We start from the raw sequence: 23,338 nt of genomic DNA, 5'->3' as shown, positions 1-23,338 counted from the left end.
ATGCCCCACATCACAATGGTGAAGGACGCCCGCCGCACCGACCCCACCTTACGCAAGAAGGTCCTCAAATTCCTCGAAATGCTAATGAGCAACGACGCCACCCCCGGCCTGCACATCGAGCCCATGATCAACGCTAAAGACCCCCGTGCCCGAACTGGCCGTGTTGACGACAAATACCGGGCCGTCCTCTACCGCATTGCAGGCGGGGAAGAAGCCCACTACGTCTACGCTGGCACCTACAACCACGACGAAGCGATCAGAATCGCTCGCACCAAAATTCTCTACGTCAACCCCGTCTCCGGCGTACTGGAACTCATCGCCCAGCAGGCAGAAGAAGCCCTCAATAAGGCAGAACAGCCCAACCTAACTAGCAGCTACACCGAACCCCAGCAGCCTGCCCCCTCAGAAGCAACCACCGCCTTACCCACCCAACAACCAACAGCTACCGAAGCTCCAGTATCGGGATCAGAAACCACCCAAAACACCACCCTGCCCGGGGCTATAGAAGTAGCTGACACCTTCGTCAACCAGCTCAACCGACTTGGCTACACCCCAGACCAACTTCAAAACCAAATCGGAATCGACCCCCGGTACAGCACCCCCGCCATCGCCGCCACCACCAGCTCAGAATTCAACCGAATCGTAGATGAAGCCCCCGTCTGGCAAGGCTGTGTCCTCCTCGAACTCCAAGCTGGGGAACCCATCGAAGCAGTCATCGAAACCCTCACTCTCCAAATCCGGGCAGAAGCAGCAACCTACCTCGCCGAAAAGCGACCCTCCACCGACCAGGCTGTCATCGAAGCCTTCGATCAGCCCAGCACCGAAGCAGAATTCAAAACCTTTGACGACTTCGCCGAACTCAAGCAAGTTGTTGAAAGCGGCAACTTTGACCTCTGGCGCACCTACCTCCACCCCGAACAGCGCAAATACGTCCGTATCAATGACCCCAAGGACCCCCGCGGTATCAAATCCAAAGGACCCTACCGAGTCTCAGGCGGAGCTGGCACCGGCAAAACCGTCGTCGCTTTGCACCGCACCAAATACCTCTACGACCAAAACCCCAACCGCCGCATTGTCCTCACCACCTTCAACAAAACCCTCACTGACGTCCTCCACGACCAGCTCAACCTTCTAGACGACCGCATCCGAACCGTCAACGAACTCGGCCAGCCCGGCGTCCACGTCAAAAACACCGACGCCATCGCCGCAGCAATCTGGCGCTCAGCCACCGACCAGGAAAAAAGAGCAGCAGTAGAAAAAGTACTCGGTTCCGGACGGCCCATCCGCCACCACACCAGCACCCACGTCAGTAGCGACTCCGACTGGAAAACCGCCATTGAAGACGCCGAAACCGATCTCCCCGACGAGCTTCTCACCACCACCTTCCTCGATACCGAATACGTCACCGTAATACTGGGCAACCTCATCACTACCTCCCGCCAGTACACCAAAGTACCCAGACCAGGACGAGGAACAGCCCTCAACCGGGGCCAAAGACTAGCTCTCTGGAAAATCATCGAATTCTACCGCAACAACCGCGACCTCTCCGAAGGCTATACCTTCCCCGAACTGCTCTGTCTCGCCGCCGTCGTCCTCCAAAACCGAAGTGAAGACACAGGCACCTACAGTGCTGACCACGTAATCGTTGACGAAGCCCAAGACCTCACCCCGGCCCACTGGTTGCTCTTACGCGCACTTGTCCCCGACAGCCAAGACGACCTCTTCATTGCAGAAGACTCCCACCAGCGGATCTACGGCCAAAAATTCCCCCTCAGCCGCTTCGGAATCAACATCCGAGGCCGGGCACGCAGACTCCGCCTCAACTACCGCACCACAGCAGAAAATCTAGCCTATGCCATGCGCATGCTCGATCCAGAGAAATGGGAAGACCTCGAGAGCGGAGAAGAAAGCCACCAGTACGTCTCACCCCGTTCCGGTCCCCAACCAAAGCTCATGCAGTTCTCTACCCGCATCGAAGAATATGACGCGCTGGCAGAGCTGCTGAAGCGCTGGCGCGACCAAGAAGGGTCCCTGAGCGATATTGCTATTTTGGTGCGCACCAAGAGTATCAGTAACGACGTTCTTCAGGCCCTGGACGACCGGGGGATCGTAGCGGTGCAAATCGAAGGTTCCCCGCACAACTCAAAGAATGTTCCCCATATCATGACCATGTTCCGAGCAAAGGGCATGGAATATAAACGGGTTGTTCTTTTCGAGGTGAATGATAAATCAGTGCCCCTGCCCAATGCGTTACGTCAGGTGCCGTTTGAGGAACTTAAAGACCAGCAGTTGCGCGAACGCTCTCTTCTGTACGTAGCCTCGACCCGGGCCCGGGATGAACTCGTGGTGATGTGGAGCGGCACGAAATCATCTATTCTTCCAGAATAGACATGCACCTGGGCACCCCGTGTTTAGCTGATTTTCCGGGGTGAAAGCACCGTAAAGGTCTACCTGTCGAGATCCTGTAAAACATACAGGCTCTCGACAGGCCGAAGGGCATTCGAGCTTGGAGGCTATCTAGGGGGCAAGGTGGCGACTAGCTACCGCTGCTTTCAGCGCCTCCTTGACGGCGCGGACAGCGGGCTGGCCGGTGCTCTCGGTGCGGCTGGCCACATAAATCTCGCGGTAGGGGGCACCTGGCAGAGGAATAGCCTTTACCCCGTACGACTCTTCCAGCTCACTGCCAGCGACAGGCAGTGCAAATGACGGCATAATAGCCGCCGCTCCAGCCGCTGCCAGATGTAGGTGGGTGTTCAAATCATCAATCACGTAGCGGACCTTGGGTTCGAACCCGGCAGCCCGGCACTGGTTGGTGGCCCAGATTCGGGACGTGTTGTGTTCAGATTCCAGCACCCAGGGCAGGTGGGCTGCGTCCGGCAGCGAGTTTACCGGGCTGTTGGCTGCTAGAACGAGCTGGAGGGGGTCTTCTGTGAGGAGTTCGGAGGTGAGGTCTGGGTATTCGGGGATGAAGTGGTGGGGGTAGGACTCTGCGATGACCAGGTCGAACTCCCGTGACCGGGTGAGGGAGAGGCCGGACTCAGGGTCAATTTGGACCACATGAAGCTCAACCAAGGGGGCGTGCTCGGCAAGATAGGCCAAGGCCTCGGTGAGCAGGGCCTGGGCGGCTGTCTGGAAGATCGCAAGGCGGATGGAGCCGGCGGGGATTCCCTCCAGCAGGGTGATGCGGGTGCGGGCTGTATCTAGCTCGGTCAAGATATTGCGGGTGCTTTCCACCAGCACCAGGGCTTCGGGGGTGAGTTCAACCCGCCGTCCTACCTTGCGGAGCAGGGAGGTTCCTACCTCTTTTTCAAGGGTGGTGATTTGCTGCGATACGGCTGAGGACGTGAGGTGGAGGGCTTTGGCGGCAGCGGCGAGGGTGCCTCGCTCGTGGACTTCAAGCAGCATGGCTAGTCGGCGGATATCGTACACGGCAGTTCTTTCTGGAGAAATACAAGGAAGTGGCCTACCCCACCCCAAAAGATTAGCATAACTAAACAAAGCTGCTCAAAAAGATTCACTTTTTCTAATAGTGTATTACTGACCACAAGCTGGTGAAATAGATAACAGAAAAGTTCACGCGCTGCCCACCGGCAGCCCAGCAGGAGGTAAACCACCGTGGCCCTACCCTTTAGCGACGACCACCACCAGCAGCTGGCCAACCAGGCCGTCCAGCTCGTTCAGACCTGGGTTAAAGAAGCCCAGGCAATTCCCGCCGACCCGGCCGCTGAAAAACTGGCAGGCGTCCTCAAAGACCCCAACGGTCTTGAGTTCACCGTCGGGTTTGTGGACGGCGTCGTCCGCCCTGAAGACCAGAAGGTAGCGGGCAAGAACCTGGCCCGCATTGCCCCCATCGTGCCCTCCTTCCTGCCCTGGTACATGAAGAGCGCGGTAGCCCTCGGCGGCAAGCTAGCCACCAAGGCCTCCTGGCCTACCGTTCCCGCAGCCCGCGCCGTCCTGCGCCAGATGGTTGGCCACCTGATCGTTGATGCCCGCGATAACAAACTGGGCCCCGCCATTAAGCACCTGACCGCCAGCGGCAACAAGCTCAACATCAACCTGCTGGGTGAGGCCGTCCTCGGTGACCGCGAAGCCGAGCGCCGCCTGAGCGAAACCCAGCGCCTGCTGGCCCGCGATGACGTCGATTACGTCTCCATCAAGGTCTCCTCCGTATCCGGCCCCCACTCCCACTGGGCCTTTGACGAGGTTGTAGCTGAAGCCGTCCGCCGCCTGACCCCCCTCTACGAACTGGCCGCCAACTCTCCTGCCCCCAAGTTCATCAACCTGGACATGGAAGAGTACAAGGACCTGGATATGACCATTGAGGTCTTCACCAGGATCCTGGACCAGCCCCACCTCAAGAACCTCGAAGCCGGTATCGTCCTTCAGGCCTACCTGCCCGACACCCTCGCGGCCATGCAGCGCCTGCAGGAATGGGCAGCCCAGCGTGTTGAGGCTGGAGGGGCCCGTATTAAGGTCCGCCTGGTCAAGGGCGCTAACCTCTCCATGGAGAAGGTTGAAGCTGCCCTGCACGGCTGGCCTGTAACCACCTGCGACTCCAAGCAGGATTCCGACACCAACTACAAGCGAATCCTCAACTACGCCCTGCAGCCCAAGCACACCAAGAACATCCGCCTGGGCGTAGCAGGCCACAACCTCTTTGATGTTGCCTTCGCCCTGCTGCTGGCTGAAGACCGCGGGGTTGAAAAGGACATCGAGTTCGAAATGCTGATCGGCATGGCCGCCCAGCAAGCCGAGGTCATCCGCCGCCGCGTCGGCCACCTCTTGCTCTACACCCCCGTCGTCCGCCCCGAAGAATTCGACGTTGCCATCTCCTACCTGGTGCGCCGCCTGGAAGAAAACGCTTCCAGTGAGAACTTCATGAGCGCTGTCTTTGACCTGGATTCCTCCCCGGCCCTCTTCGAGCGGGAAAAGACCCGCTTCCTCCGATCCCTAGAAGCGGTCACCGATGAGGTCCAGCCTCCCCAGCGTACCCAGAACCGTCTGACCGAAACCGCCGACACCGTCTTCAAGCCGGCTGCAGGAACCTTCGAAAACACCCCCGATACCGACGCCGCCCTGGCCCCCAACCGCGAGTGGGGCCGGGCTATCCTGGAACGCTCCAAGACCACCCAGATCGGTATTGAGACCCTAGCGGCCAACGAGCTGGGCTCCAGTGAAGCGGCTGAAACCCTGGTGACTGAGACTGTCGCCGCCGGAACCGAGTGGGGGGCCCGCCCAGCTGCTGAACGCGCTGAAATCCTGCGCAAGGTAGCTGTTGGCTTGGCTGTGCGCCGCGGTGACTTTATGGAAATCATGGCCCACGAGGCAGGAAAGACCCTGGAACAGGGTGACGTTGAAGTCTCAGAAGCCATTGACTTTGCCTACTACTACGCCCAGCTGGCTGAGCGCCTTGATCAGATGGACGGGGCCACCCCCCAGCCGGTCAAGCTGACCCTGGTCATTCCGCCGTGGAACTTCCCCACAGCTATCCCCGTCGGCGGTGTGGTCGCTGCCCTAGCTGCCGGTTCAGCCGTCATCTTCAAGCCCGCCAGCAACACCGCCCGTATTGGTGCCCTGATTGCTGAGGTCCTCTGGGAGGCCGGTGTACCCCGCGAGGTTCTGCGCCTGGTCAAGGTGACCGACCGGGCTGCCGGTTCAACCATGATCGCCCACCCGGCCGTCGACCGCCTGATCCTCACCGGTGGCTACGAGACCGCCGAGATGTTCCGATCCTGGCGCAAGGACCTGCCCCTCTTCGGTGAGACTTCCGGCAAGAACTCCATTATCGTCACCCCGAACGCTGACCTCGATTTGGCGGTCAAGGACGTCGTCTACTCAGCCTTTGGCCACGCAGGCCAGAAGTGCTCAGCGGCCTCCACCGTCATCCTGGTCGGTTCAGTGGGGGAGTCCAAGCGCTTCTACAACCAGCTGGTGGACGCCGTCACCTCCTTGCACGTTGCCCACCCCCAGGATATTGAAGCTGAGATGGGGCCCGTCATCGAGGTGCCCGAGGGTAAGCTCAAGCGCGGCCTGACCACCCTGGGCCCCGGCGAGAACTGGGTCATTGAACCCAAGCAGCTGGACGAGACCGGCCGCCTCTGGTCCCCGGGAGTCCGCGCTGGGGTTGCCCCGGGCAGCGAATACCACCTGACCGAATACTTCGGCCCCATCCTGGGCATTATGAAGGCAGCAACCCTGGAAGAGGCTATCGAGCTGCAGAACGCCACCGACTACGGCCTCACCGCTGGCCTGCACTCCCTGGACTCAGCTGAACTTGATCTGTGGCTGTCCAAGGTCCAGGCAGGTAACCTCTACGCCAACCGCGGTATTACCGGTGCTATCGTCCAGCGCCAGCCCTTTGGTGGTTGGAAGAAGTCCACTGTTGGTTCTGGCACCAAGGCCGGTGGCCCCAACTACCTGGTGGCCCTCACCGACTGGGCCACTGCCGAAGCCACCGCGACCGCAGCCCCGGCTAGTGCCGCCGTCCGCAACCTGCTGGCAGCCCTGCGCGAACCTACCGCCACTGACGAAGCTGGCCTGGCCATGCTCACCCGCGCTGCCAGCTCTGACGCAGCCGCCTGGGCCAGCGAGTTCAGCGTGGGCCACGACCCCAGCCAGCTGGGGGTTGAACGCAATATTCTGCGCTACCTGCCGACCACCGTCCAGGTACGACTGGATGAGAACGGCAACCGCGACCGGGCCCTGCGCGTCCTGCTCGCCGGTCTGGCAGCCGGTGCCACCATCGAGTTCAGCCACGGCCAGGACCTGCCCGTAGCTGTTGCCGGTGCCCTGCGCTCAGCAGGAGTTACCCTGCTTGCCCAGAGCGACGAAGTCTACCGCTCCTCCCTGGCAAAGATTGCAAAGACCCCCTCCAAGCAGTTGGAAGGCACCTCCCTTGAAGGCGCCCGAATCCGCTACATCGGTGGGGACGTCACCAGCATCTACGAGGCCCTGGACGGCCGCCCCGATATCGCCGTTTACTTCCAGCCCGTCACCGAGGCAGGTCGTATCGAAATGCTGCCCTTCCTGCGCGAACAGGCTGTTTCTATCACGGCTCACCGCTTCGGTAACCCCTACAAGTACTCCGAGGGAGTCATCTAAGCGGGCCTAAGCCCGGCTGACCAGGGTGCACAGGTGCAACACGCAGGTAACCTGCGGCACTCACCTGTGTACCCTGTGTCATATAATCGAGGTGAAGGGCTTGCGTCTCCCTCAGACGCCAGCCCACTCCACATCGAGTTTTCACGCACCTCGATCGGTCATCCCACAACAGATAAGGAAAACCCCGATGAGCAACGTACCTGCCGACCTCAAGTACACCAAAGAACACGAATGGGTAGGCGCACTGACCGCTGACGGCACCGTCCGCGTTGGCGTCACCGACCACGCCCAGGACGCCCTGGGGGATGTCGTGTACGTTGACCTGCCCGAGGTGGGCGAAACCCTTGAAGCTGAGGCAACCTTCGGTGAAATCGAGTCAACCAAGAGCGTCTCTGACCTTTTTGCCCCCATTTCAGGTGAAGTTGTTGCTGTCAATGAAGAATTGGCTGACTCACCCGAAACCGTCAACAGCGACCCCTACGGGGCTGGCTGGCTGATTGAGGTCCGTCCTGACAACGAAGCTGACCTGGAGGGTCTGCTGTCAGCTGCTGACTACGAAGCAGAAATCGCCTAGTCAAACCTAGAATATGTGACCTGCCCCTTCCCGCCACCTGCGGGGAGGGGCAGTGTCGTATGGTCCTTCACCTTGAGGACGGTTGGGGCAGGGAAGAGGAGAAGGGGCAGGTTTTATGAAGGGCTTGTTAAATTCCTGAAAAATTGCCGGTGGAACACGAACCCAACCTGGGCAGAATGGGCCTGAACTGGCTAAGATTGAACAAACGGTTCACTGTTTACCATTTCGTGACCTTTGAACCGGGAACCATCACAAAATAACAACAAACCCTGAGTCATCCCCCGGCCCTGAAACTGGGGCCGTCGATCAACCCTAGGACCAACAGTCGCCCATGTCGCAGAATAACGCCGCACATCCCGCCACCAGTGTAATGAACCTCGTGAGCACCCTGGGTGTTTCTGATGCCCACACGCCCACCAGCGAAGAGAACAACCTCCTGGCAACCCTGCCTGCAGGTTCAGCTATTCTGATCGGCCTGGACGGGCAGTTTAAGGGTGCCCGTTTCCTAATTACCCCTGATACCGAAGATGAAAGCGGTATCACTATTGCAGGCCGCAGCCCCCAGTCAGATATCTACCTGGACGATGTGACTGTCTCCCGCCGCCACGCCCTCTTCATTCCGAACGCTGGCAGCTACATTCTGACTGACGCCGACTCCCTCAATGGCACCTATGTCAATGGTGACCGGGTTGATGAGGCCTACCTGAAGAACGGCGATGAGATTTACATCGGCAAGTTCCACTTTGCCTTCTACCTGGGCCAGGGTAACTAGGTATGACGCAGGCCGAATCATCTGCAGCTAAGAACAAAACCATCGGTCAGGTTCTTGCTGCCCTTGAGGGGGAATTTGAGGGTATCAGCGCCTCAAAAATTAGGTTCCTGGAAGACAAGGGGCTGGTCAGCCCCCAGCGCACCAACACCGGCTACCGCAAGTATTCTGACGCTGATATTGAGCGCCTCCGCTACGTCCTGCAGCTGCAGCGCGACCAGTACCTGCCCCTGAAAGTGATCCGGGAGCGCCTGGAGGACGTCGACGCTGGCCGTGTCACCCTGCCCATCACCGAGGGTGCTACCGGCGGGCAGGGGGGTGGGGCGGTACCGTCCGCACCTTCTGCGCCCCAGGTGGCACAGGCCGAAGAGCCTGTAGCAGACCCCGGGGCCACCTATACCCTCAGAGAGCTAGGCCTTGCCGCGGGGGTTGACATGCCCCTGCTGCGGGAACTGATGACCTACGGCCTGCTGGCTGAAGGCAAGGAAGAATACGACCAATACGACCTAGCCGTGACCCGCGTCAGTGACCAGCTGACCGCCCACGGCCTGCACCCCCGCCACCTGCGGGCCTTTAGGGCAGCGGCAGATCGCGAGGTAGATTTGGTTGAAACAGCAGTCGGGCCCTTAGCCCTGCGCAAGGATGAAGAATCCCAGGCCCGGGCAGCAGCCCTGGCAGGCGATATCGCTAACCTCCTGCTGCGCCTGCACATGGCCCTGGTGGCAGGCTCTATGCCCAGCTACGAGCAGGGGCCAACCGCGTAATTGTGCATGAACCGGCGTCCTATCGTGTTCTTGCTTAATGACACACAGCACGTTAAAACGCCGGTTCCGGCTGGGCCAATAAATCGGAAAATGACTCCGCCGGCAGGTAGTATTGGGTACGTCAAACAAACCGTGAGGGAAGGAAAGGCTACACCGTGACTCACCACGATGAACAGCACGGCGCTCTTGGCGCCCTCCGAGGCCTGCCTGTCCCCATGGACGAACCCCTCCTGGGTTTTGAGGAGGTCATGCCCCGCACCTCACCGGTAGGTGAGCAGGGAGTCCTCTTCGATGATCCGGTCTCTCTCGTGGACGAAAACCTTGGCTACCGGGGGCCGACCGCCTGCAAGGCAGCCGGTATTACCTACCGGCAACTTGACTACTGGGCCCGTACCCAGCTGGTTGAACCCACCGTCCGGTCTGCCCAGGGATCTGGCTCCCAGCGCCTGTACTCCTTCCGCGACGTCCTTGTGTTGAAAATCGTCAAGAGCCTGCTCGACACTGGCGTATCCCTCCAGCAGATCCGTACTTCCGTTGACCACCTGCGCTCTCGCGGTGTCGAAGACCTGGCCGGGATTACCCTGATGTCAGACGGTGCCTCCGTGTACGAATGTACTTCAGCGACCGAGGTGATTGACCTGGTGCAGGCTGGCCAGGGTGTCTTCGGTATCGCCATCGGCCGGGTCTGGCGAGAACTTGAAGTCTCCCTGAGCGAACTGCCGGGCGAGCATACCGCAGGTGCCCTGGAAGAGACCGCAGAAGTCCACGACGAGCTCTCTGCCCGCCGGGCCCGCAAGGCTGGAGCCTAAACTATCGAGTCTTAGCAAAGAACCCAAACGCTAGAGCGCGTTTGGGTTCTTTGCTGTTAGGGGCCTGCTGACCAGCGTCGCTTAGGAAGCTGAGGACATGAGGCCTGAGAGCAGGAGGGTGAAGGCTGAGGCAAGGGGTTGGGCTGCGGCCTCTGGCCAGTAGTGAACCGGGTAGGCTGCCCCCTGCAGACGCTGGATCACCGGGGATTCAGGAATAGTAGTCGCTGCCACGAGATCCCCGAACAGGACCCGCATCTCTTCAGCCCGGTACATGTGCTCAGGGTCGGTGGCCCGCACCTTGTTGATCAGGACGGAGGCAGCCCCCACCGAGTAGGACGTATTGGCCTCAAAGCGGGCAAGGGCCCGCAGGGTCCGTTCGGTGCCGGCCACCGAAAAGAGGGAGGGCTCAGCGACCGATACCACTTGATCTGAGGCCGCCCAGGCTGTTTCGGTCAGGCGTCCAAGGGTCGGTGGGCAGTCCACCAGAACCAGGTCAAAGAGAGGACGGACGGGCCCCACCAGGCTGGGGAGCACCCCGAGAGCCTGGGCGTAGGGAAGAGATTCAAAAGCCAAAGACCTAGCCGAACCCCGCACCACCCAGGTGCCAGCGTCAAGGCCGGTCACCGAAGCGTTCCCCAAGGACCCCAAGGCTGACCAGGAGGCCGGGGCGGCAGCGTCCTCCAAGGACATGGAGGTGGGGGAGAGCAGGAGCTCACCTATCTCAGGGGCGGCCGGGGAGGCCCCAAGGCCGGTTGAGGCGTCCCCGTGGGGATCAAGATCAAGGACCAGGGTGCGTAAACCAGCTGCCTGGGCAGCTGAGGCAAACCCCAAAATAACGGAGGTCTTCCCGACGCCACCTTTCAAACTTGAAACGCTGACTACCTGGCCCATCTATCCCCACCCAATCCTTACGAAAACTTACCTGTCTATGCTACCTTCCGGGCAAGCGTCCTGACCGGCGCCCAGATGAACATTCGCCCAACCCACCCCGCTCAGCAGTGTTGCTATATTCACAATAAAATCTAAAAGTTACGCCTTTCAGCTCAAAAACCGGACTTAAGCATGGTCAAGGCCGTGTTCAAGGTTATATTTGAGGTGTTCACACACGCACTGTGGCTTAGTCTCGCCCCTTCCGGGTGACGAGACGGAACGGAAAAAAATGTTTTCAAAGATCCTGGTCGCTAACCGCGGCGAAATTGCGATCCGCGCCTACCGCGCGGCCTACGAACTCGGCGCTAAGACCGTCGGCGTCTTCCCCTATGAAGACCGCCACTCCATTCACCGTCAGCAGGCAGACGAGGCCTACCCCATCGGTGAAGAAGGCCATCCCGTCCGTGCTTACCTAGACATTGATGAGATTATTCGCGTCGCCAAAGAAGCCGGCGCTGATGCTATCTACCCCGGTTACGGTTTCCTCTCAGAAAATCCCGATCTGGCCCGCGCCGCTGCGGCAGCCGGTATCACCTTCATCGGCCCCCCGCCGGAGGTCCTGGAATTAGCAGGTAACAAGGTCGAGGCCCTCAAGGCTGCTAAGCGGGCTGGTATTCCCGTCCTGAAGTCAACCGAGCCGAGCGCCGATGTTGACAAGCTTTTGGCCGAAGCTGAAGAAATCGGCTTCCCCATCTTCGTTAAGGCTGTTGCCGGTGGTGGCGGACGCGGTATGCGCCGCGTCGAAAAGCGTGAAGACCTGCGCGGCGCTATGGAAGCGGCTATGCGCGAAGCTGATACCGCTTTTGGTGACCCCACTGTCTTCCTTGAGCAGGCTGTGCTGCGTCCACGCCACATTGAGGTGCAGATTCTGGCTGACGGTGAGGGCAATATCGTCCACCTCTTTGAGCGTGACTGTTCCCTACAGCGCCGCCACCAGAAGGTCGTTGAAATTGCGCCTGCCCCCAACCTCGATGAAGAGATTCGCCAGGCTCTCTTCCGCGATGCTGTTAAGTTCGCCAAGGAACTGGGCTATGTCAATGCCGGTACCGTGGAGTTCCTGGTCGATACCGCCGGTGAGCGCGCTGGCCAGCATGTCTTTATCGAAATGAACCCCCGCATTCAGGTTGAGCACACCGTGACCGAAGAAGTCACCGACGTTGACCTGGTCCAGTCCCAGATGCGTATCGCTGCCGGTGAGACCCTAGAAGACCTGGGTATCCGTCAGGACGAGTTGCGTGTGCGCGGCTTCGCCCTACAGTCCCGTATCACCACCGAGGATCCCGCTAACGGCTTCCGCCCCGACGTCGGTAAGGTCACCTACTACCGCTCAGCCGGTGGTTCTGGCATCCGTCTGGACGGCGGTACCGTCTACACCGGTGCCCAGATTTCTCCCCACTTCGACTCCATGCTGGTCAAGCTCACCTGCCGCGGCCGTACCTTTGAGGACGCCGTCCGCCGCGCTTCCCGAGCCCTGGCAGAGTTCCGTATTCGCGGCGTCGCCACCAACATCCCCTTCATCCAGGCGGTGCTTGAAGACCCCACCTTCCGGGCAGGCGATGTTTCCACCCCCTTCATCGATGAGCACCCCGAGCTGCTGACCAAGAAGCCCTCGGCTGACCGCGGCACCAAGGCCCTGCAGTACCTGGCCAACGTCACCGTCAACAAGCCCCACGGTGAGCGCATCGAGGGCCTTGACCCCCGCTGGAAGCTCCCCTCCTTCCCCGGTGATAAGACCGAAGAGTCCTACCGGTCCCCCTTCGATGCCTCAAGCCACGTGCCTCCGGCAGGCTGGCGCCAGCGTCTGCTGGAACTGGGCCCTGAAGGGTTCGCCAAGGCTGTACGCGAGACCAAGGAAGTGCTGATTACCGACACTACCTTCCGCGACGCCCACCAGTCCCTGCTGGCCACCCGCGTCCGTACCCGCGACCTGCTGGCAGCAGCTCCTGCCGTAGCCCATGTAACCCCCGAGCTCTTCTCCGTAGAAGCCTGGGGCGGGGCAACCTACGACGTTGCCCTACGTTTCCTCACCGAAGATCCCTGGAAGCGTCTGGCCCAGCTGCGCGAGGCCATGCCTAACCTGCCGATCCAGATGCTCCTGCGCGGCCGGAACACCGTGGGCTACACCCCTTACCCCACCGAGGTCACCGACGCCTTCGTCAAGGAAGCTGCTGAAACCGGTGTCGATATCTTCCGTATCTTCGACTCCCTCAACGACGTTTCCCAGATGACCCCGGCCATCAAGGCTGTCCGCGCCACCGGCACCGCCGTCGCCGAGGTTGCCATCTGCTACACCGGTGACATGCTGGATCCTAATGAGCAGACCTACACCCTGGACTACTACCTGAACCTGGCTGACCAGGTGGTAGAAGCCGGTGCCCACATCCTTGCTATCAAGGACATGGCCGGTCTGCTGCGTCCTGAAGCTGCCCGCCGCCTGGTTACCGCCCTGCGCGAGCGCTTCGACCTGCCCGTACACCTGCACACCCACGACACCGCAGGCGGCCAGGTTGGCACCCTGCTGGCTGCTGTCGAAGCCGGTGTGGACGTCGTTGACGTCGCCTCTGCCTCCATGGCAGGCACCACCTCCCAGCCCTCCTTCTCAGCCCTGGTCGGCGCCCTGCAGTACACCGACCGCGCCCCCTCCATCACCCTGGAGGCGGCCTGCGCCCTGGAGCCCTACTGGGAGGCCGTCCGCACCATCTACAAGCCCTTCGAGATGGGTCTGTCCTCACCGACCGGACGTGTCTACACCCACGAAATTCCCGGTGGCCAGCTCTCCAACCTGCGCGCCCAGGCAACTGCCCTGGGTCTGGGGGAGCGCTTCGAAGATATCGAAGACATGTATGCTGCCGCTGACCGCATGCTGGGCCACATCGTCAAGGTAACCCCCTCCTCCAAGGTGGTTGGTGACCTGGCCCTGCAGCTGGTGGGCATGGGCGTCTCACCGGAAGACTTCGAAAAGGACCCGCAGAAGTTCGATATTCCCGACTCTGTCATCGGCTTCCTCAACGGTGAACTGGGCACCCCGCCCGCCGGCTGGCCCGAGCCCTTCCGCACCCGGGCCCTGGAGGGCCGCAAGCTCTCCAAGCCCTCCGTCAACGAGCTGTCTGCAGAAGACCTGGAAGGCCTGAACGGGGATTCAGCAACCCGTCGCGCCACCCTCAACCGCCTGCTCTTCCCCGCCCCCACCCGCGAGTTCGAGAAGGCAACCGAAGAGTACGGTGACCTGTCCATCCTGCACACCCGTGACTTCCTCTACGGCATGATGTTCAAGCGGGAGCATGTCATCTCCCTGGGTAAGGGCGTCCGCCTGATCGCCACCCTGCAGGCAATCTCAGAACCCGATGAAAAGGGTATGCGCGAGGTCATCTGCACCCTCAACGGCCAGCAGCGCACCGTCAAGGTCCGTGACACCTCCGTTGAGTCCAACGTCAAGGAAGCTGAGAAGGCTGACGCATCCAACCCCGGCCACATTGCAGCCCCCTTCGCCGGTGGCGTGACCATCACCGTCAAGCCCGGCGACGAAATCTCAGCGGGCGACCAGGTAGCCACCATCGAGGCCATGAAGATGGAAGCCTCCATCACCTCAGCTGTCTCAGGTACCGTCGAGCGCGTTGTCTACAACGAAGTCTCCCAGGTAGCTGGCGGTGACCTGCTGATCGTGGTCAACGTCAAGTAACCCCACCCTTTGACTCCCTAAAGGACGGACGCCCGCCCCGGCTTGCGAAAGTCGGGGCGGGCGTCCGTCTGTGGCCTGCTAGCTAGAAGGAGGGGGGCAGAAAGCCTAGCCCCCAGACCAGGGGTGGCGGGGTGCTAGGCTAGGAAGCATGAACGTAACTCACCTGATGATCATTGGCTTTGGCGCGATTCTCTTGCTTCTTGGAGTTCTGGCCCCGCAGGGCGGCTGGAACATCTATGTGATGATTCTAGGCTTTATCCACATTGCGGTCGGCAACGTTTTAGTCTTCCGGCAGATGCAGAAGAACTTCCGAGACAACACAGAAGCAGCAGCGCAGGCTGCGGCCCAGCAGGGCCGGGACGAAAGCCGGCAGGAGGACTAACCTTTCTCAAAGAAGCCCTGGCCGATATAGCCGCCTTCTTCAGTAACCCCCGGCGGCACCAGAAAGACGGAGCTAGAGCGGGTTTTGAGGTATTCGACAAAGAGGTCGTCGCGGGCCATATTCTTATGGACTACCGCAAAACGGGCCGGATCCTTCACAAAAGCAATAAAGAACAGACCAGCGGCGAGTCGGCCCTGGGCGTCATTGCCGTCTACATAGTTGTAGCCCCGCCGCAGCATGGCGATGCCCTGATTGTGGTTGGGATGGACCCGAGCCAGGTGGGACCGTTCATCTATGAGGAGGTTGCCGTCCTCGTCCGTGGCTGCAAAATCAGGTGGGGTGAATTCGTCGCCCCCTGAGAGCGGCGCCCCTAGGCGCTTATCCCGCCCGGTCACCCTCTCCTGCTCCTGGAGCTGAACCCCGTCCCAGACTTCAATGGACATGGCTATCTTCCGGGCAATGAGGTAGGTGCCTCCCTGGGCGATGCCCTGGTTGATCCAGACATGCTCAGCTAGCCGGTCGGTTTCCTCAGCCTTGATGTTGGAGGTGCCGTCCTTCTGCCCAAAAAGATTTCGGGGGGTAGCCTGGGCAGTTGTGGTGGAGGAGGTGCGCCCAAACCCGAGCTGGGACCACCTGAGAGTGGCCACCCCGAAGGCGATTCGGGTGAGGTTTCTGATAGCGTGGACGGCCACCTGCGGGTCGTAGGCGCAGGCCTGGATGAAAAGGTCACCACCAGATTGGGCCTGGTCGATAAAGTCATTGACCATCTTGGGTAGGGGCTGGAACTCTGCCGGGAGCTTTCCTGCCAGCCCGAACCGGTCGCTGCCGTCCTCCTGGACAAAGAGACTCCGACCAAAGCCAAAGGTGATGGTCAGCCCGGAGGCCCCCAGATCGGCTGCCTCCCCGGTATCGGGTGGGGGGAGGGCCGGGCCGCCCCCGAAAGCCCCGGCGGCGGTGACGTCCAAGCCCAGGGTGAGCCTGCTTGCCGCATAGGTCCAGTCCTGGAGGAGTAAGATAAGGTCCTCCCGGCTGACCCCTTCTGCCAGGTCAAAGGCCGCACAGTGCATTCGGTCCTGGGCTTCGGTGATGATTCCGGCCTGGTGGGGGCCATAAAAATCGAAGATGAGGTCGGCCTGGTGGGCAGGGCTGGATGACCCCTGCCCCAGGGCATAGCCTCCTGCCAGGCCGCCTAAGAGGGAGGCCCCCGAGCCAGCCCCCATCAGGGCAAGGACGGCGCGGCGGGAAAGGCCCCGGTGGGCCGGAGCTGGGGTGGAATCTTGGCGCGTCATGGTTGTCCTTTCGATGATGGGGGCAGGGGGTTAGTCGACGAGGGCTGCAGTGAGCTGGGAGAGGGGCTCCCTGACGGCGTCGAGCTTAGCTGTGAGTTCTTTGCGCTGTTCCTCGCTCACGTCGTTGTAGAGGGTGAAACCTTCCTCGTAGGAGCCGTAGGTATCTAGCTCAGCCTGCAGGTCATTGAAGGCCTTGTCGATAGTCTCTACCAGCTGGGCGTTATCATCGGACGCAGCAGAAGCGATCGGGGCTACCAGGTCGAAGGCAATTCGGGAGCCTTCAAGGTTGGCCTGGAAGTCCCACAGGTCGTAGTGGCTCCACCAGTTTTCCTCACCGGTGACTTTGCCGACGGCAATCTCTTCTAGCAGGGCAGCTGCGCCGTTGGAGACTGAGGTGATATTGAGTTGCTGGTCTTCAATAAAGCTGGAGGAGTGGATCTCATCGTAGAGGGCCTGGACATCATCGATGAGGGTTTGGCCAATCCGCTGGCGGTCTTCCTCGCTGGAGGGCTGCCAGCCGTCGTGGGCTGAGCTGCCGTCGGGCTGGAGCTTATCGGCTGCCGGTACCCAGAGGTCCTTTTCGATGCGGTGGAAGCCGAGCCATTCGGTGAAGGTGGGGTCGTCCTGGGCCAGCAGCTCTGCTTCTGCCAGGTAGTCGATTTCGCGGTAGTCAATGCGGGGGTCAAGGATGCCCAGGGCTTCAGCGATTGGTTCAATACGTTCGTAGTGGACGCGGGTGGAAGCGTAGAGTTCCCGGGCTGTGTCGTCTTCCCCCTTCATGTAGGCCGTGGCAAAGGCCTCGACGGCGGGGAGCAGCTCGCCGACCTCGTTCTTGGCGAAATTAACGTAGTTGGCAACAGCCTGCTCATAGAGTTCTTTTTGTTCGCCGGTCAGCTCAACGGGATCGCCGGTGACGGTGAAGGCTGCGGTGCCAACGTTTTCGCCCCGCATACCGGGCTTACAGGCGGTGTAGTAGTCGCCCGGCTGCAGGGAGACGGTCAGATCAACAGTTTGGCCGGGGGCGATGTTTTCTTTTTCAGAGACAATGCGGAGGCCGTCTGAGCCGAGGAGGTAGAACTCGGTGGTCTTTTCCCCATCGTTTTTGATGTTGAAGGTGCTGGTGCCGGAGGTGGTGGTGTTGGTTGAAACAGCGCAGTCTGAGGTGGTGGAGGAGACGGTAATTGCCTGCCCGGTAGACTGCTGGGCCTGCTTATCGACGCAGGCTGTCAGGGTCAAAGCCAGGCTGGCGATGGTGAGAGCGCTGAGGGCAGGGCGGTGTGTTTTCATGGTGGGCCTTTCTGGGGCTGGTTGGGGGAGGGGAGGGGGCTAGCGGTTTACTGGACGCTGGGCTGGGCCGGGGTAGGCTCTAGCCCAGGACGGCGCAGGCGCTTGACCCAGAGGGGAAAAACGAGGGCAAGGTAGAGGGCCCAGGCCAGTAGCTCTAGCCAGGACATGAGGGGGGTGAAACCGATGGTTCCCTTGAGGACGGCGGCCAGGGCCCCGGCGGGGTCAATCTGGTCTTGGAGGTCGAAGGCCCAGCCGAAGGGGAAGGAGGCCCCCCAGAAGGGGGTGGTGGTGAATCCAACCAGGACTTCGCCCGTCCTGAAATTAGTGGGGGTGATGGGGGCCCCTGAGAAGGGGCCGGGCAGGAAACGGGCCTCTTGGAGGTCATGGATACCGTAGGCTAAAATGCCAGCGCTCATGACGATGAGCAGGGCCCCGGTGGCGGTGAAGAAGTAGCTGAGGTTAAAACGCATCATGCCCCGATTGATGGCTATTCCGAGGGCTACGGCGAGGATAATGCCGATGAGGGCTCCAGCGAGGGCCAGAGGGGCTGTGGACCAGGCCCAGAGCATGAGGGTTGTCTCAAGGCCCTCCCGGCCGACGGTCACAGCCGCCAGCCAGAAGAGGGCCCAGCCGCTGCCTGCGGCAAGGGCTGCCCGGGCAGAGGTTTCCAATTCCTGTTTGAGGGTGGGGCCGATTTTAGCCATCCAAAAAACCATTGAGGTGACCATAGCAACGGCTAGGAGGGATAGGCCCCCGCCGAGTAGTTCTTGGCCCTCGAAGCTCAGGCCGTAGCGGCCGAAAGTCAGGGCAGCTCCGGCGATGAGGGAGACGGTGGTGGCAAGGGCGACGCCCCACCAGATCTTGGGGCGGGCGTCGGCTCGGCCGACTTTTGTCACGAAGGCAAGGAGGATTCCGATGACCAAGGCAGCTTCGAGCCCTTCGCGCAGGCCGATGAGGAAGGTAGCCAGGAACATCAGCGGTCCTTTCAGGATAGGTAAACCTAACCACATAGTTAGGTTAAAAAAATCTTTCTTAAATATACGACCGCCCAGGGGGAACCGCCAAAGGTTCATCCTGACTTTTTCTTCATAGAAACGGAATAAAGGGCCCTGGTCCCGGGTTATAGTCGATACCGCACCCCAACTCGAGGGGGACCTGCACCCGACGAAAGGCACACCGTGGCTGAACTTCGCACCTACGACCTCATCATTCTTGGCTCAGGCTCCGGCAATTCCCTGCCCAACGAAGACTTCGAGGGCAAGAAAATCGCCATCATTGACGGCGGCCGCTTCGGCGGCACCTGCCTCAACGTAGGGTGTATCCCCACCAAGATGTACGTCTACCCGGCCTCAACCGTTGCCCGAGCAAAGGAGGGGAGCCGCCTGGGCGTCAGCCTGGACCACCAGGGCACTGACTGGCCCGCCATTAGGGACCGGATCTTTGGGCGAATCGATGCCATTAGCGAGGGTGGGCTTGCCTGGCGCAAGTCCCTTGAGAACGTCGACGTCTACGAAGAATACGCCCGCTTCACCGGCCCCAAGACCCTCACCACCGACTCCGGCATCCAGCTGACAGCCGACCAGATCGTCCTGGCGACCGGCTCCCGGGTAACCCTGCCGGACGTTCCGGGCCTTGACCTGCCCCAGGTCCACACCTCAGATACCATCATGCGCCTGCAGTCCTTCCCCCAGAGGGTCGTGGTCATAGGTGGCGGCTTCATTGCCGCCGAATTCGCCCACGTCTTCAACGGCTTGGGCGCTCAGGTCACCCAGGTCATTCGGGGGCAGAAGCTGCTCCGCACCCACGACGCCACCATCTCTGAGACTTTCACCCGCGAAGCTGCCCGCCAGTGGACCCTGCTAACCGGCCACCGCTTCACCGGAGTTGAAGAAGGTGCCGACGGCACCGCCCTCGTAAACTTTGAGGGGCCGGACGGCGCGGTTCAGGTTGGAACTGACGCCGTGCTAGTTGCCACCGGCCGCACCCCTAACTCAGACACCCTATCCGCCGCTACCTACTTCGATGTTGATGACCGGGGCCTGGTGCAGGTCGACGAACACCAGCGGGTGCTCTCAGGTGGCCAACCCGTCAAGGGAATCTGGGCCCTGGGCGATGTGAGCTCACCCTTCCAACTCAAGCATGTAGCGAACGCAGAAATGCGCACCGTCCAGTGGAACCTCATCCACCCCGACCAGCTGCGCTCCACAGATCACCGCTACGTCCCGGCTGCCGTCTTCACCCACCCCCAGATTGCCACCGTCGGCCTGACCGAAGCCGAGGCCCTCACCCGGGCTGAGGCAGAAGGTTTTGAAATCACCGTCAAGGAACAGAAATTTGGCGATGTCGCCTACGGCTGGGCCATGGACGATACCGAAGGTATCTGCAAGCTCATTGCCCGCAAGGACACCGGAGAATTACTGGGAGCCCACCTGATCGGGGAAGAATCAGCCAACCTGATTCAGCCCCTCATTCAGGCCATGAGTTTCGGGCTGAGCGCTCGCGATATGGCCCGCGGCCAGTACTGGATCCACCCGGCCCTCACCGAGGTCGTAGAAAACGCCCTGCTGGGCCTAGAGATCGACTAAACTCCAGACAGAATAGAGAGAATCCCCGAGCCACATACGGCTCGGGGATTCTTCAGTTAACAGCTAGGTTTAGAGGGCCTTTTCGTCGCCTTCCTGCTTTTTATCTGCATCAGCTGGGGCGGAATCGTCCTTGCTGGGCAGGTGCAGCTTGTCGGCTAGCTCATGGAGCTTTTCAGCCTGGGACTCGGTGAACTCGTGCAGCTTCTCAGCCTGCACGGCCTTGAACTCTTCCCACTTTTCGCTCTGCTCAGCGCGTAGCTCCTGGACCCGCTCAGCAGTCTGGGCTGCGGTTTCGGTGACGGTGGTCTTGGCCCGGCCGTAGATGTCCTCCACATAGGAGTTGAAGTCCGCCAGAACCTGCTTGCGACGCACCTTCATAGAGGGGGTGAGGTGGCCTTCAGCCTCGGTGAAGTCCTTATCGACAATACGGAATTCCCGGATGGACTCTGCCTTAGACACAAAGGCATTGGCCTCGTCGATGAACTTTTGAATGGCGGCACGGACGCCCGGGTGGGTTGAGGCTTCCTTGGTGGTCAGGGTGCGGGGCAGGCCGATCCGTTCGAGTTCGTCGGGTAGGACGTCCGGGTCCAGGGTGATGAGGGCTGAGATGAAGGGTTTTTCGTCGCCCACCAGCATGGCCTGGGAGACCATGGGGGCCTGGCGCAGGCGGTCTTCGGCGGGAACCGGCATGACGTTCTTGCCACCGGCGGTCACAATGATTTCCTTCTTGCGGCCGGTGATGTAAATCTTGCCGTCGTCGTCAATGCGGGCGAGGTCACCGGTGCGGAACCAGCCGTCCTCGGTGAAGGCGGCTGCGTTCTCTTCGGGGTTATCCAGGTAGCCAGAAATTAGGCCGACGCCCTTGAACTCGAGTTCGCCGTCCTCAGCGATACGGGCTGAACCGCCGGGAATCAGGGAGCCGACGTTTCCGATATCGAAGTTGCGGATTCGCCCCACGGACAGGGGGGCGGTGGTTTCGGTCAGGCCGTAGCCCTCAACGACCTGAATACCAACGGCGTGGTAGAAGTGGCCGTAGTGGGGGGCCAGGCGGCTACCGCCGGAGACAGCGAACTTGACCTTGCCACCCATAGCAGCGCGCAGCTTGGAGTAGACCAGCTTGTCGTAGAGCTTATGCTGCAGGGCCAGCTTGGCGGGGACATCGCCGGCAATTTTAGCCTTAGACCATGCAAGGGCAATATCAATGGAGCGCTTGAAGAGGGCAGCATTGACCTTACCGCCCTTCTCTGCCTTCTTCATGGCCCCCTCATAGACCTTTTCAAAGACCCGGGGGACAACCAGGAGCATGGTGGGCTGGAAGGAGGCCAGGTCGGTTGAGAGGTTTTTGATGTCGGGGGCGTGGCCAACGACCAGGCCGCAGTCATAGGCCAGAACCTGAATCAGGCGGCCCAGGACGTGGGCCAGGGGGAGGAAGAGCAGGGTTGAGTTGGTTTCATTGGCAATTTCGGGGATGGTCAGCTTGGTGTTGGCGGTCAGGCGGACGAAGTTGCCGTGGGTAATGGGGCAGGCCTTGGGGCGGCCGGTGGTACCGGAGGTGTAAACGATGGTTGCGATATCTTCAAGGCCGGCTGCTGAGCGGTGCTCTTCTACCGTTTGGTCAGGGACGTCGGTGCCGCGGTAGACCAGGGCGGGCAGGGCAGAATCCTCAATTACCCAGACGTCCTTGAGGGCTGAGAGGTCAAGCTCGGGGTCTTCAAGGGTGCGGGCTTCAGCGATGACGGCTTCAAGTTTGGCGTTCTCCACGAAGATAGCCTTGGCCCCGGAATGGGAGAGGGCCCAGGCGGCCTGGGCGGGGGAGGAAGTCTCGTAGACCGGAACTGAAATTGCGCCCGCGTACCAGATCGCGAAGTCGATCAAGGTCCACTCGTAGCGGGTGCGGCTCATAATGCCGACCACATCACCTTGGCCAATACCGGCTGCAATCAAGCCCTTAGCCAGCTCGATGACCTGGTCACGGAACTGAACCGTGGTGATGTTGACCCAGTTACCGGTTGACTTCTGCACCCGGTAGGCAACGGGCTTGCGGCTATCTTGGGCGCGACGTTCAACCATGTCAGTGATATTGGTTGAGGGATCAACGGTAACAATCTGAGGGGAGTGGATTTCTTTCACTGTGCCTTCTTCTACTGGGGCCCAGCCGGAGGTGGGCAGGGGCGCTTATCTGAAAGTTTACCGGCTTTCTAACAGAGTAAGCGCGGTGTAACACGGTTCTGAGCAGATCCAGGGCAGGTTTACAATGGAATGCAGGAAACACACTTTACCGTCGCGGAGACCAGCCATGTATATGCAACTGCGCACCCTGCTCAAGCCCTTCTTGCAGAAGGCCTATCACCACCAGGTGGAGGGTGCCCACCATATCCCTGCCAACAGCGGGGCTATTTTGGCGTCCAACCACGTTTCCTTCATTGACTCCATCTTCCTGCCGCTGGCAGCGCCCCGGCAGGTCTTCTTCCTGGCAAAGTCGGACTATTTCACCACCCCCGGGGTTAAGGGCCGCTTGATGAAGTGGTTTTTTACCTCCGTCGGCCAGTTGCCGATGGACCGCTCAGGCGGGGCTAAGTCTGCTGCCTCCCTCGCTGTTGCTGTTAATGCCCTGCGCGAGGGCAAGCTGGTGGGTATTTATCCGGAGGGAACCCGCAGCCCTGACACCCGCCTCTACCGAGCCAAGGTGGGGGTGGCCCGCCTGGCTCTTGAGGCCGGGGTGCCGATCCTGCCGGTTGCCCAGCTTGGCAATGAGGACGTCCAGGTCCCCGGCTCTAACCGCCTGCGCTTGCGGAAGGACGGCCGGGCCATCCACATCCGTACCATTATCGGCGAACCCATCGACACCACCCCCTTCCAGGGGAGGGCCGATACCCATGCCGCCCAGCGGGAACTGGCTGACCTTGTCATGAACCGGATCAGTGAGATGACCGGCCGTCCTATCACCCCGGTCTATGCTGCCGACGTCAAAAAGCTGATGGCAGCTGAGAGTATCCCAGCCTCTGAAGCTACCGACCGGCTGCTGGCAGCAAAGAACCAGAAATAAGCCAGGTGGTCCGCTGAGAGCTGGTTGTCACCGTCATCAAGCAACACACTATGTCACCATGTGAACTCATCTTGGTGACCTCCCGGCCCCCCTCTACTTTTATATATAAGCTTCCATTCACCG

At 60.7% G+C, this 23,338-nt stretch carries 16 protein-coding genes; 10 read left to right on the top strand and 6 right to left on the bottom strand.

What is annotated here, in order from left to right:
• Positions 1 to 2,388, top strand: a complete 2,388-nt coding sequence (locus tag ACMXX3_RS10100) for a 3'-5' exonuclease (protein ID WP_421084580.1) — start codon at positions 1 to 3, stop codon at positions 2,386 to 2,388.
• A gap of 129 nt (positions 2,389 to 2,517) precedes the next feature.
• On the opposite strand, the gene ACMXX3_RS10095 is transcribed toward ACMXX3_RS10100, so the two are convergent.
• A complete protein-coding gene (locus ACMXX3_RS10095; protein ID WP_421084579.1) occupies positions 2,518 to 3,429 on the bottom strand; it encodes a LysR substrate-binding domain-containing protein in 912 nt (303 codons plus the stop codon).
• A gap of 186 nt (positions 3,430 to 3,615) precedes the next feature.
• On the opposite strand from ACMXX3_RS10095, the gene ACMXX3_RS10090 reads away from it, so the two are divergent.
• The 5 genes from ACMXX3_RS10090 to ACMXX3_RS10070 all read left to right on the top strand — a co-directional run bounded on the left by ACMXX3_RS10090 (position 3,616) and on the right by ACMXX3_RS10070 (position 10,017).
• Positions 3,616 to 7,101, top strand: a complete 3,486-nt coding sequence (locus tag ACMXX3_RS10090; protein ID WP_421084578.1) for a proline dehydrogenase family protein — start codon at positions 3,616 to 3,618, stop codon at positions 7,099 to 7,101.
• A 187-nt stretch (positions 7,102 to 7,288) separates the two neighbouring features.
• A complete protein-coding gene (gene gcvH / locus ACMXX3_RS10085; RefSeq protein WP_421084577.1) occupies positions 7,289 to 7,675 on the top strand; it encodes a glycine cleavage system protein GcvH in 387 nt (128 codons plus the stop codon).
• Positions 7,676 to 8,045: 370 nt separating this feature from the next.
• Positions 8,046 to 8,447 carry an FHA domain-containing protein gene (locus tag ACMXX3_RS10080; protein WP_421084576.1) on the top strand — a complete coding sequence of 134 codons (402 nt, stop codon included), beginning with the start codon at positions 8,046 to 8,048 and terminating at the stop codon, positions 8,445 to 8,447.
• Between the two features lie 2 nt (positions 8,448 to 8,449).
• Positions 8,450 to 9,208, top strand: a complete 759-nt coding sequence (locus ACMXX3_RS10075) for a MerR family transcriptional regulator (protein WP_421084575.1) — start codon at positions 8,450 to 8,452, stop codon at positions 9,206 to 9,208.
• A 215-nt stretch (positions 9,209 to 9,423) separates the two neighbouring features.
• Positions 9,424 to 10,017 carry a MerR family transcriptional regulator gene (locus tag ACMXX3_RS10070; protein WP_421084584.1) on the top strand — a complete coding sequence of 198 codons (594 nt, stop codon included), beginning with the start codon at positions 9,424 to 9,426 and terminating at the stop codon, positions 10,015 to 10,017.
• 81 nt (positions 10,018 to 10,098) lie between these two features.
• Here the strand turns inward: ACMXX3_RS10070 and ACMXX3_RS10065 are convergent, their stop codons facing one another.
• Positions 10,099 to 10,908: a ParA family protein gene (locus ACMXX3_RS10065; protein WP_421084574.1), complete on the bottom strand. Its 810-nt coding sequence runs from the start codon at positions 10,906 to 10,908 to the stop codon at positions 10,099 to 10,101.
• Between the two features lie 268 nt (positions 10,909 to 11,176).
• Here ACMXX3_RS10065 and ACMXX3_RS10060 point away from each other — a divergent pair, with 268 nt between their 5' ends.
• Together ACMXX3_RS10060 and ACMXX3_RS10055 are read left to right on the top strand one after the other, a co-directional pair.
• Complete coding sequence (locus ACMXX3_RS10060) at positions 11,177 to 14,626, top strand: pyruvate carboxylase (RefSeq protein ID WP_421084573.1); 3,450 nt, start codon at positions 11,177 to 11,179, stop codon at positions 14,624 to 14,626.
• A gap of 148 nt (positions 14,627 to 14,774) precedes the next feature.
• Positions 14,775 to 15,008 (top strand): hypothetical protein, encoded by a 234-nt coding sequence (locus ACMXX3_RS10055; RefSeq protein ID WP_421084572.1) that lies wholly within the window; start codon positions 14,775 to 14,777, stop codon positions 15,006 to 15,008.
• Here ACMXX3_RS10055 and ACMXX3_RS10050 read toward each other — a convergent pair.
• From ACMXX3_RS10050 to efeU, 3 genes are read right to left on the bottom strand one after another with little or no spacing between them, the layout of a single operon-like run.
• Complete coding sequence (locus tag ACMXX3_RS10050) at positions 15,005 to 16,297, bottom strand: Dyp-type peroxidase (protein ID WP_421084571.1); 1,293 nt, start codon at positions 16,295 to 16,297, stop codon at positions 15,005 to 15,007. The two genes, ACMXX3_RS10055 and ACMXX3_RS10050, sit on opposite strands and share 4 nt — an antisense overlap.
• A gap of 30 nt (positions 16,298 to 16,327) precedes the next feature.
• Complete coding sequence (gene efeO / locus ACMXX3_RS10045; RefSeq protein ID WP_421084570.1) at positions 16,328 to 17,584, bottom strand: iron uptake system protein EfeO; 1,257 nt, start codon at positions 17,582 to 17,584, stop codon at positions 16,328 to 16,330.
• Positions 17,585 to 17,631: 47 nt separating this feature from the next.
• Positions 17,632 to 18,558 (bottom strand): iron uptake transporter permease EfeU, encoded by a 927-nt coding sequence (efeU, locus tag ACMXX3_RS10040; RefSeq protein ID WP_421084569.1) that lies wholly within the window; start codon positions 18,556 to 18,558, stop codon positions 17,632 to 17,634.
• Between the two features lie 204 nt (positions 18,559 to 18,762).
• Between efeU and ACMXX3_RS10035 the strand changes: the two genes are divergently transcribed.
• Entirely contained in the window at positions 18,763 to 20,169 is a 1,407-nt protein-coding gene (locus ACMXX3_RS10035) for a mycothione reductase (protein ID WP_421084568.1), read from the top strand.
• A 69-nt stretch (positions 20,170 to 20,238) separates the two neighbouring features.
• On the opposite strand, the gene ACMXX3_RS10030 is transcribed toward ACMXX3_RS10035, so the two are convergent.
• Entirely contained in the window at positions 20,239 to 22,299 is a 2,061-nt protein-coding gene (locus ACMXX3_RS10030; RefSeq protein ID WP_421084567.1) for an AMP-dependent synthetase/ligase, read from the bottom strand.
• Positions 22,300 to 22,471: 172 nt separating this feature from the next.
• On the opposite strand from ACMXX3_RS10030, the gene ACMXX3_RS10025 reads away from it, so the two are divergent.
• The gene (locus tag ACMXX3_RS10025) at positions 22,472 to 23,215 is read left to right on the top strand and encodes a lysophospholipid acyltransferase family protein (protein WP_421084566.1); all 744 of its coding nucleotides are present in this window, start codon (positions 22,472 to 22,474) and stop codon (positions 23,213 to 23,215) included.
• The last annotated feature ends 123 nt before the right edge of the window (positions 23,216 to 23,338 follow it).

It is taken from the genome of Rothia nasimurium, from assembly GCF_049068285.1.
Classification (GTDB): domain Bacteria; phylum Actinomycetota; class Actinomycetes; order Actinomycetales; family Micrococcaceae; genus Rothia; species Rothia nasimurium_I.
This window is presented reverse-complemented; position numbering and strand designations above follow the sequence as displayed.